We start from the raw sequence: 9,453 nt of genomic DNA, 5'->3' as shown, positions 1-9,453 counted from the left end.
CCATGCTGCATCCTGAACTTGAAGCTTTTCTCGACCTGGCTGAAGCCAACGCTGACAACGCGCCGTTTCATCAGATGAGCCCTGAAGAGGCTCGCCGGGTCTTCCAGCAGTCCACCGAGCAACTGCGCTGGGCTGCGCCCACGGGCTTGGCGGTCGAAGCGCTGCAAGCGCCGGCCAGGGACGGCGCGGTTATCCCGCTGCGCCTGTATCGGCCGCCACAGGCAACGGCCCCGCTGCCGGTGCTGGTGTATTTCCACGGCGGCGGTTTTGTCGTCGGCAGCCTCGACAGCCACGATGGCGTGTGCCGTGAGCTATGCGCTCGTTCCGGTTGTGCCGTGTTGGCGGTGGGCTACCGGCTGGCACCAGAGCATCGTTTCCCGGTCGCCCTGGAGGATGGCCAGGATACCTTGGCCTGGTTGGCCAGCCAGGCCAAGCGCCTGGCCTTGGACAGTGCGCGTGTGGCCTTCGGTGGCGACAGCGCCGGGGCGACCCTGGCCACGGTGCTGGCGATCGAAGCGGCGCGCGCGGGGGAGCGAGCGGTGCTCAAGCCCCGTGCCCAGCTGCTGTGCTACCCGGTTACCGACGCCAGCCGGCAGAGTGTTTCGCGCACGCTGTTTGGTGAGGGCTATCTGCTGGAGAGCGATACCCTGGAATGGTTCTACGACCATTACGCACGCACCCCGCAGGACCGCCAAGACTGGCGTTTCTCGCCGCTGCTGGCCGAGGACCTGAGCGGTGTGGCGCCGGCCATCGTCGCCCTGGCCGGGCTCGATCCGCTGTTGGATGAAGGCCGGGCTTATGCCGAGCGGTTGCGCGAGGCGGGGGTTGAGGTCGAGCTGGTGGAGTTGCCTGGGTTGACCCATGACCTGCTGCGCATGGCTTCGGTACTGCCGGATGTGCTGCAGGTGCATGAGCGGTTGTGTGCGGCGTTGGGCAGGGCGTTGGGGTAGGGGTGGGGCGGCGTACACCTGGCCGCCCAGACACATCATTTAGCGTGTCATGCCCAGTTCAGCATCATCCATCAGTGCCTTGGCCATGGCACTGAGATAGTGGGATGCCCAGATCATCATCGGTTTCTCATCCATCAGGCCGATGATGGTCAACTCTCTTACATAGCCCATCAATTCCGAGGCCTGCTCGCGGGCATCCCGGCAGGGAATGCCTGGCTCGATGCGGAACAGGGGATGGGTCTGGTGTTCGCCTTGGAAGAAGGTGGTTTTGCCGACAGTGAATTGGGTGTCGTCTGTGGTCATAAAATTCCCTCCTGAAGTTTCTCGATTGCCTGTTCTGGCCTCTTCGCGGGACAAGCCCGCTCCTACAGGGAGATCACAGGCCTCAAGACTTGCATATCACCGGTAGGAGCGGGCTTGTCCCGCGAAGAGGCCCGCTAATCCAACCTCAATGCAGGCTCACCCAACAAAAAGGGCCGCTAAGCGGCCCTTTCCATGTTCAAGCAACCGCTCTTCAGAAATCGCCCTTGAGGGTCAGCATGAAGTTGCGTGGCTCGCCGTAGTAGTTACCCCAGCCGGTAGCACCGATGGTGGAGTAGTACTTCTTGTCGAACAGGTTGTTGCCATTGACCGCCACTGTCCAGTGCTCGTCCAGGCGGTACTGCACGCGGCCGCTCCACAGGGTGTAGCCGGGCTGCTCGATGCGGATGTTGCCTTGGCGGCGGAAGTTGTCGCTCTGGCTGGACACCCCGGCACCGATGGTCCAGCGATCCAGCGCGCCATCAAGCTGGTAGTCACCCCAGACCTTGAGCATGTGCCGCGGAATGAAGCTGGAAGTGAAGTTCAGCTCGGTCGGGTCGGTATCGTTGATGGTCTTCAGGTACTTGGTCTGGGTGTAGGTGTAGCCGGCCAGCAACTGCAGGCGATCGATCGGCGAACCGCTGATCTCGGCCTCGAAGCCCTGGGCGCGTACCTTGCCGCTGTCGGTGTAGCAGTAGCCATCGCTGGAACCGGCACAGACATTCTCGTAGTCGGTTTCGGCGCGGTGGTCTTCGATGGTGCGGAACAGGTTGAACGAGGTGTTCAGCTGGCCGTCGAGCAGCTCGCCCTTGATGCCGAGCTCATAGCTGCCGCCGGTCTTGGGCTGCAGCGATTGCCCATCGGCAGTGGTCAGGTTGCCTTGTGGCTGGAAGATCTGCGCATAGCTGGCGTAGGCGGTCCACTGGTCGTTCAGGTCGTAGAGCAGAGCGCCGAACGGGGTGACCTCGCCGTTTTCCTGGCTGCGGATATGCTCCCAGGTGTCCCAGCGCTGGGTGTAGGAATCGCGGTTGTTGCGGTACCAGCTGACGCGGGTGCCCAGCACCAGGGTGAGCGGCTCGGCCAGTTTCAGGCGCAGGTTGGCATAGGTGCCCCACTGGCTGGTGGTGGAGTCGGTCGGGAACGGGCCGCCGCGGATGGTGCCGGTCTGGTAGTCGGCCTTCGACGGATGCGGGAAGTTATCCGACGGGTCGAAAGGGTTTTGCCTGCCGCTCAAGGCCAGCAGGGCGAAGTAGTCGTGGTTCTTCTGGCGGCTGGCGTTCACACCGACGATCAGCTCGTGCTCCAGGCCGAACGCCTCGAATTTACCGTCGATGTAGCTATCGAAGCCGTAGTCGTCCTGGTCGTAATCGAAGCGGCCGGAGTAGCGGCCCATCGCCCCGGTGGTGGCGCCCACCGGCACCGAACCTTCGGAGTAGCCGTACTCGATGTTCTGGTTGTTGTGGGTGTAGACCGACGCGAAGTTCAGCGACCAGTCATCGTTGAAGCGGTGCTTGGCGTCGGCGAAGGCGGTGATGCGCTCGCTCTGCAGGTCGTTCCAGCTGGCACCCAGGCAGGTCGAGCGGGACAGCTTCAGGTCGCTGCCGTCGGCATAGCGCGGCAGGCCGTGGTAGCAGGGCGTGGCGTCGACATCCTCGTACGCCAGGCCAAAGCCCAGGGTGGTGACGGGGGTCACGTCCCAGTCGATGGCGCCGTAGGCGATGCGGTCCTGGCGCTTGGAATTGTCGTAGAAGTACTGTTTGTCCTGCAGCGCCGCCACGGCGCGGCCACGCACGGTACCCGACTCGTTCAGCGGGCCGCCCACGTCCACCTGGCTGCGGTAGTTGTCCCAGCTGCCAGCGGACAAGGTTACAGAAGTGTGGGCCTTTTCCTGGCCACGCTTGCGCACGAAGTTGACGCCACCGGCCGAGGAGCCGGAGCCCTTCATCATGCCGGCCGCGCCCTTGAGGATCTCGACGCGGTCATAGAACGCCATGTCGCTGGAAAAGCTGTTGGCCTGCACGTAGTTGCCGCCCACATCCAGCGGTACGCCGTCGTACTGGTACTGGCCGTCGAGGTTGAAACCGCGCGAGTAGAAGTACTTGCCGCCCATGGGCGAGTCGTAGGTGGTGATGCCGGGCGTCTTGTCCAGCACCTGCTCGAGGGTGTTGAGGTTCTGGTCATCGAGCATCTTGCGGGTCATGACGGTGACCGACTGCGGCGTTTCCTTCAGGGTGTGCACGCCTTTGCCAATGGTCACGGCGCGCGCGGCGTACGAGTTGGTCCCCTCACTCGTGGCGTTCAGTGCATTGGCATTGATGTTGAGCGGCCCCAGCTCCATCGCCGAAGACGAACCCGATGCGCCATTGAGGATTACCGTGTGGCCGTCGATCTGGTAGGTCAGGCCGCTGTCACGCAGCAGCAGGCGCAGCGCCTGTTCCGGCTCCATGTTGCCGCGGACTGCCGGTGCGGTGGTGTTGCGCACGGTTTCCGGGCTGTAGAGCAGTTGCAGGTCGGCCTGTTTGGCCAGTGTGTTGAGTGCCCCGACCAGCCCTTGAGAAGGGATATTCAGTTGCACGGGCTCGGCGTGGGCGCTCATCGAAGCTGCCAGCGCACAGGCCAGCAGCGACGGGGTGAGCAATGCCAGTGATTTGCTGCGAACCGCCCGGGCGAGCGGCGAAACCGTGGTAATGGACATGCGGATACTCAGTGTTAGCAGATTGACTAGTTATGAGATTTATTTGCATTTATGTGACGTACCGGCTCCCCAGAACCGGAAAGATCAATGTGAAAATTCTGTGATTTCTTTTTCCACCCGCTTGCCGTTGCGCAAACGCAGCAGGTGATCGGCCACGTCGAAGTAGCGGTCGTCGTGGCTGATGACGATGATGGTCTTGCCCAGACGCTTCAGTTCCGGCAGCAGTTCGGTGTAGAAAATGCGGCGGAATGTCGGGTCCTGGTCGGCGGCCCATTCGTCGAACACCAGCACCGGGCGTTTCTCCAGCCAGGCGTTGACCAGCGCCAGGCGCTTGCGCTGGCCGGTGGACAGGTCGGTGGTGGTGAAGGCGCCGTCGCGGATCTGCACCTTGTGCGCGATCTCCAGGCGTTGCAGGTACTTGCCGGCATCCTCGGGCAGGGCCTGGCCGTCCTGCAGCAGGTCATCGAACAGGTAGTAGTCGGCGAATACCGTGGTGAACAGCTGGCGATAGTCGTCGCGGTTGCTGGCGGTGACGGCTTGGCCGTCCAGTACGATTTCGCCTTCGTGTGGTGCGTACAGGCCCAGCAGCAATTTGATCAGGGTTGTCTTGCCGCAGCCGTTCTCGCCGACGATGAACAGAATGTCGCCCTGTTCGATGCGCAGGTTGATCGGCCCCAGGGCAAACGGCGCTGCGCCCTCTACTGGTGGGAAGGCGAAGCGCACGTCACGCAGTTCAAGGCTGCGGATCTGCTGATTGGGTACTTCGGCGGCGTCGAGCAGCAGGTGCGGCTCCGGGGAGGAGAACTGGCGCGACAGCTCGGCGATGCGGCGGAAGGCGATCTGCGCACGGCTGACGATCGGCAGGGTCGAGACCAGGTGCTCCAGCGGCCCTTTCATGTACAGCAGCACCAGCACGAAGCCGCTGGTGACCTTGGGGTCGCTGACCAACTGGGCCTGCTGCAGGGCCAGCACCAGGCCGATGACCACGAAGAACAGCATCGAGCCCAGGCTCTTGGCGATGACGAAAATGTTGATCGAGCGCACATGGGTGTCACGGATAAAGTTAGCCGTGCGACTGATGCGCTCATTGAACATGCGCTGGCGACGCGGACGGCTGATGCGCAGTTCCTTGGCGCCCGAGGCGACACCGTCGTAGTGCTTCTGCAGTTCGTCTTCGGCCTCGCGGGCTTCGTTGAAACCGCGGATGCCACGGATGCGTGCGATGTACTGCACGGCAGTACCGATCAGCACGGCAAGGGCGGCGATCAGGAACATCGGCCACGACAGCTGCGCCAGGTAACCCAGGCAGCCCAGGGTCACCGACAGCGAGATGGCCAGCGGCGCGAAGGCGAAGGCGAAGTCGCTGATGGTGTCGACGTCATGGGTCAGTACCGGAATCAGGCGGTGGCTGCGGTAGCGCTCGATCTGTTCGATGGGGGCACTGAGTACCTTCTCGCCCAGGTCGCGGCGCAAGCCGGCGATCACATGCTGACCTACGTAGTTGGTGCCGATGTCCGAGGCGATGGAGGAGGCCAGCGCCACCAGACAGATACCGGCGAACGCCAGCACCACGCCCCAGCTCAGGGCGCCGGGGGCATGCAGCAGGTTGTTGATGTTGGCCAGCAGCAAGGTGATGCAGAAGCCGCCGACGATGCCCAGCCCGACGGCAAAGGCGACGATCAGCCGGTAGGGTTTGAGCAAGCCGAGGAGTTCGCGAAGTGCGCCAGGGGTCGATTGGTTCATGCTGAGTTCCTGGTGGATGCGCGGATGCGCTTTGGGGCGCTGTGCGGGGCAGGCGCCGTGCGGGCCTTTGCCCTGTGAGGAAGACGTTCGAGAAGTGTTCTTATTTAGGAGGCCCAGGCCGTGGGCCTGGGCAGGTGGAGCTGGCGGCGCGCGCTTCAGAGCTCGCGGGCTACCCGGAAGCCCAGCCAGTCGCCGCGCACGTAGGGTTCGCGGTAGTTGCGGTTGCCGGAGCGGGAGAACACCGGCGCTTCGCTGTAATCATTGCCACGGATGTGGTTGTACTCGCAGCTCGCTTCCATCCAGGCGCTGCCGTCGCTGGGGGCGCCGACGTAATTGTCGTGCATGCAGTCGGCGACCCATTCGTAGACGTTGCCATGCATGTCGTACAGGCCGAAGGCGTTGGCCGGGAAGCTGCCGGCGGGCGAGGTGTAGTTGTAGCCGTCGGCGGCGCCATAGGTGTTGGCATGCTTGGCGATGCTGTATTCCTTGCCTTCATCGAAGGGGAACGGGAACGGGCCGCTGGTGCCTGCGCGGGCACCGTATTCGCGCTCGGCTTCGCTGAGCATGCGGTAGTGCTTGCCGGTCTTCTTCGACAGCCAGGCGACGTAGGCCTTGACCTCGTCGTAGCTGATGCACACCGCCGGCTGGTCGGGGCCTTGCGGGTAGCTGGGCTTGCCGTTGGTGCAACGCCGGCCCGGGCGGTCGTCGCCGTCGGGGAGGGTGACCTTGGCGTCGCGCTGCCAGGCCTGCAGCTGTTTGGCCTGCACCTGGAACTGGCTGATGGCGAAGGGCTTGGCAAAGGTCACGGTGTGCATCGGGCCTTCGTCCGGCTGGCGGCCGACTTCGTCATCGGGTACGCCCATGGTGAAACTGCCGGCGGGCAGCACGACCATCTCGGGGCAATCCTTGCAGTCCTTGAACGTCTTGCCAGGTGCGTGCGCGTCGGCGGCGAAGGCCGGGGCGCTGGCGAGCAGGGCGGCCACCAGGGCCAGGGGCTTGAACATGTGCATGGCGGTTCTCTTGAAAGGCAAAAGGTCAGGCGAGTTGCGGGGTGAGGATGGCCATCACCCGGTCGATTTCGGCTTCGTCGTTGAGCAGGCTCGGGGCCAGGCGCACCACTGGGCCGACGTCACGGTCCACGGCGTCGCTGATCACCTTGTTGGCCATCAGGTGGCGGGCGACGGCGTCACAATCGCGGCCTTCGACGCGGAAGAAGGTGAAGCCTGCGGACAGCTGGCTGCTGCGTGGCGTCACCATCTGCACCTTGGTGTGCTCGGCGAGGCGCTGCTTGAGGTAGTCGTTGAGCTGGTGCACGCGGGCCTGGACATCGGCCTTGCCCAGTTGCAGGTGTAGTTCGAACGCCTTGCCCAGGGCCAGGCGGTGGTCGAAGGCGTGGTAGCCGCCGGGGGTCATCAAGGTGCCGAAGTTCTCGCCCTTGGTGAAGGTCGGCAAGCTGGGCACCAGGTACGGCTGCGGCTTTTCTTCGCGGGCGATGATCACGCCGGTGCCGCGTGGGCCGAACAGCCACTTGTGGGTACCGGCGATGAAATAGTCGCAGTTGAAGTCGGCGAAGGTTACGTCCTCGATGCCGAAGCCGTGCACGCCGTCGACCACGTAGATGATCCGGTCCTGCTCGTCGCGGCTTTGGTTGACGGTTTTCACCAGTTCGCCGACTTCGCGGATCGGCAGCTTGACGCCGCTGCCGGACTGCACCCAGGTCATGCCCAGCACGCGGGTTTCGGGGCGGATGGCCTGGCGGATATTGCCCAGCATCTCGTCCACCGAGGCCAGCTGCGGGTCTTTGAACAGCGCCACACGGCGCACTCGGGTGCCCATCATCTGCTCGCGGTATTCGAGGCGGGTGTTGGTGGAGTAGTGCTCGTGGGCGCTGACCAGGATCTCCTTGCCCGGCGCCACCTGCAGGCCGCCGTAGATCATCGACAAACCTTCGGTGGTGCTGCCGGTCAGGGCCACCTGGCCTGGTTGCACGCCGAAGTAGCGACCGGCCCAGGCGCGCACGTCATTTTCATAACCCCAGAGTTCTTCGCGGTCCCAGTCGACCATTTCGCCCGGGTTCTGGTCCAGCCGCGCGCGGAAGCGGGCGATGGCCTCGCTGACCACACGGGGGTGGGAGGCCAGCAGGAAATTGCAGAAGTGCAGGTAGGCCGGATCCAGGTCGAACTGCTGGCGCAGGGCTTGCCATTTGCCCTGGCCGGGTTTCGCCGCAGGCGCGGCTGCCAGTGCGGTCTGGGCAAAGCTGCCGGTCAAGGGCAGGGCGGCGGCGAGCAGGCCAGCCTGCTTGAGAAAGCGGCGACGGTCGTTCATCAACCACGCTCCGCTTGCGTGTTGGCACCGGGCTTGGCCAGGCGCTGCACTTCTTCCCACACACGCAGGAAGTTCCCGCCCCACAGCTTGGCGATGTCGGCATCGGAGTAGCCGCGCTGGATCAGCTCGGCGGTGACGTTGCGCGACTCACCGACGTTCATCCAGCCGGTGACGCCGCCACCGTCGTTGAAGTCGGAGGCGATGCCGACATGGTCGATGCCGATCTTGCGCACCGTATAGTCGATGGCGTCGACCATGTCCTTGACCGTGGCGCGGGGCTCTTCGTCGAGGATGGCGTAGAGCGCGCTGGCGTACTCGCCGAACTTCTTCTCGGGCCAGATGGAGATGATCGCATCACCCGGCATCAAGGCGTTGGCCAGACCGTTCAGCGGTTGCAGGTCGAAGCGCTTGCGCAGGGCATTGAGCTTGTCCAGGGTGCCCTGGCTCAGGGGCTTGAGGTAGGCCGGGAAGCCCACTACCTGCACCACGCCGCCGCTGTGCTTGATCGCCTGCAGCTCGTGGTCGCTGAGGTTGCGCGGGATGTCCACCAGCGCACGCGGTGCGGAGTGGGAGGCGACCATCGGCGCGCGGCTCAGGCGGGCAACGTCTTCCAGGGCCAGGGTGGACATCTGCGACACGTCGATGATCACGCCAAGGTCGTTGAGCCGGCCCACGGCCTGCTCACCCAGCGGCGACAGGCCACCGAAGGCGTCGGGGGTGTCGTTGAGGAACGGCAGCGGGCGCGAAGAGTCGGCCCAGGCGTTGTTGCCCACGTAGCTGAAGCCGAACATGCGCATGCCGCGGGCGGCCCAGGTGTCCAGGGCATTGAGGTCGTGGCCCAGCGGGTAGGCATTGAGCATGCTGAGGAAGATCGCGAACTTGCCTTCGCCGTGCAGGCGGCGGAAGTCGGCAGGGGTGTAGGCGATGGCGACCTGGTTGGGGTAGTCGCGAACCATGCCGGTAAGGATCTTGTAGCGCATCTCCTGCTGCTGGCGTGCTTCGTCGACGAAGGCAGCGGTCGGGCGATGGGGCGCGTTGTCGCCGTTCCAGATCTCCGGCCAGCCGAAGATCGTCAGCGCCGCACCGGAGAGCCGGCCGCGGCCGGCCTTGACCAGGTCGAACTGGCCGCTGCCATCCTTGTCGGCCTCCTTGCCTTCGGTGCCGAAGTTCAGCGGCACGGTGATGTGGCTGTCGAAGGAGATGATGCGCTCCTGAAGGTCTTCGGCATGTTTCATCACCTCGCGCGGGTAGCCAGCGGGCTGGTAGATGAAGAAGTACCAAGCCGCCGCGCCCGCAAGCGCGAGGATCAGCGCCAGGGCAGCGAGGTAGGGGGCCTTGCGCAAGCGTGTCGTGTTCATTGCCATCCCGTTGGTTGCAGGGTCGATGCGGTTGCGGCAGCCGCGATCACGGGGCTTGCCTGTCACGGAGGGACGAGCGCGA

At 64.3% G+C, this 9,453-nt stretch carries 7 protein-coding genes; 1 reads left to right on the top strand and 6 read right to left on the bottom strand.

The features are described 5' to 3' along the window. Positions 1 to 2: 2 nt before the first annotated feature. Positions 3 to 950, top strand: coding sequence for an alpha/beta hydrolase (locus C2H86_RS04210; RefSeq protein ID WP_159411561.1), 948 nt, complete (start codon positions 3 to 5; stop codon positions 948 to 950). Between the two features lie 39 nt (positions 951 to 989). Here C2H86_RS04210 and C2H86_RS04205 read toward each other — a convergent pair whose 3' ends face one another. The 6 genes from C2H86_RS04205 to pvdM all read right to left on the bottom strand — a co-directional run bounded on the left by C2H86_RS04205 (position 990) and on the right by pvdM (position 9,371). After that, positions 990 to 1,253 (bottom strand): DUF3077 domain-containing protein, encoded by a 264-nt coding sequence (locus tag C2H86_RS04205; protein WP_159411560.1) that lies wholly within the window; start codon positions 1,251 to 1,253, stop codon positions 990 to 992. A 211-nt stretch (positions 1,254 to 1,464) separates the two neighbouring features. Next, entirely contained in the window at positions 1,465 to 3,945 is a 2,481-nt protein-coding gene (locus tag C2H86_RS04200) for a TonB-dependent siderophore receptor (protein ID WP_159411559.1), read from the bottom strand. Between the two features lie 84 nt (positions 3,946 to 4,029). After that, positions 4,030 to 5,688 (bottom strand): cyclic peptide export ABC transporter, encoded by a 1,659-nt coding sequence (locus tag C2H86_RS04195; protein ID WP_159411558.1) that lies wholly within the window; start codon positions 5,686 to 5,688, stop codon positions 4,030 to 4,032. A gap of 155 nt (positions 5,689 to 5,843) precedes the next feature. Beyond that, positions 5,844 to 6,698, bottom strand: coding sequence for a formylglycine-generating enzyme family protein (locus tag C2H86_RS04190; RefSeq protein WP_159411557.1), 855 nt, complete (start codon positions 6,696 to 6,698; stop codon positions 5,844 to 5,846). A 25-nt stretch (positions 6,699 to 6,723) separates the two neighbouring features. Then, on the bottom strand, positions 6,724 to 8,013 hold the full coding sequence (gene pvdN / locus C2H86_RS04185; protein WP_159411556.1) for a pyoverdine-tailoring periplasmic protein PvdN: 1,290 nt from the start codon (positions 8,011 to 8,013) through the stop codon (positions 6,724 to 6,726). Beyond that, on the bottom strand, positions 8,013 to 9,371 hold the full coding sequence (pvdM, locus tag C2H86_RS04180; protein ID WP_159411555.1) for a pyoverdine-tailoring dipeptidase-like protein PvdM: 1,359 nt from the start codon (positions 9,369 to 9,371) through the stop codon (positions 8,013 to 8,015). Before pvdM ends, pvdN begins: the two co-directional genes overlap by 1 nt. Between the last annotated feature and the right edge of the window lie 82 nt (positions 9,372 to 9,453).

This window comes from Pseudomonas putida (assembly GCF_009883635.2).
Lineage (GTDB): Bacteria > Pseudomonadota > Gammaproteobacteria > Pseudomonadales > Pseudomonadaceae > Aquipseudomonas > Aquipseudomonas putida_W.
Note: the sequence above shows the minus strand (reverse complement) of the source record. Positions and strands in the feature narration are given on the sequence as shown.

Coding starts and splice junctions, on each gene's coding strand:
- C2H86_RS04210 (WP_159411561.1), top strand. CDS start 3: ATGCTGCATCCTGAACTTGAAGCTTTTCTCGACCTGGCTGAAGCCAAC.
- C2H86_RS04205 (WP_159411560.1), bottom strand. CDS start 1,253: ATGACCACAGACGACACCCAATTCACTGTCGGCAAAACCACCTTCTTC.
- C2H86_RS04200 (WP_159411559.1), bottom strand. CDS start 3,945: ATGTCCATTACCACGGTTTCGCCGCTCGCCCGGGCGGTTCGCAGCAAA.
- C2H86_RS04195 (WP_159411558.1), bottom strand. CDS start 5,688: ATGAACCAATCGACCCCTGGCGCACTTCGCGAACTCCTCGGCTTGCTC.
- C2H86_RS04190 (WP_159411557.1), bottom strand. CDS start 6,698: ATGCACATGTTCAAGCCCCTGGCCCTGGTGGCCGCCCTGCTCGCCAGC.
- pvdN (WP_159411556.1), bottom strand. CDS start 8,013: ATGAACGACCGTCGCCGCTTTCTCAAGCAGGCTGGCCTGCTCGCCGCC.
- pvdM (WP_159411555.1), bottom strand. CDS start 9,371: ATGAACACGACACGCTTGCGCAAGGCCCCCTACCTCGCTGCCCTGGCG.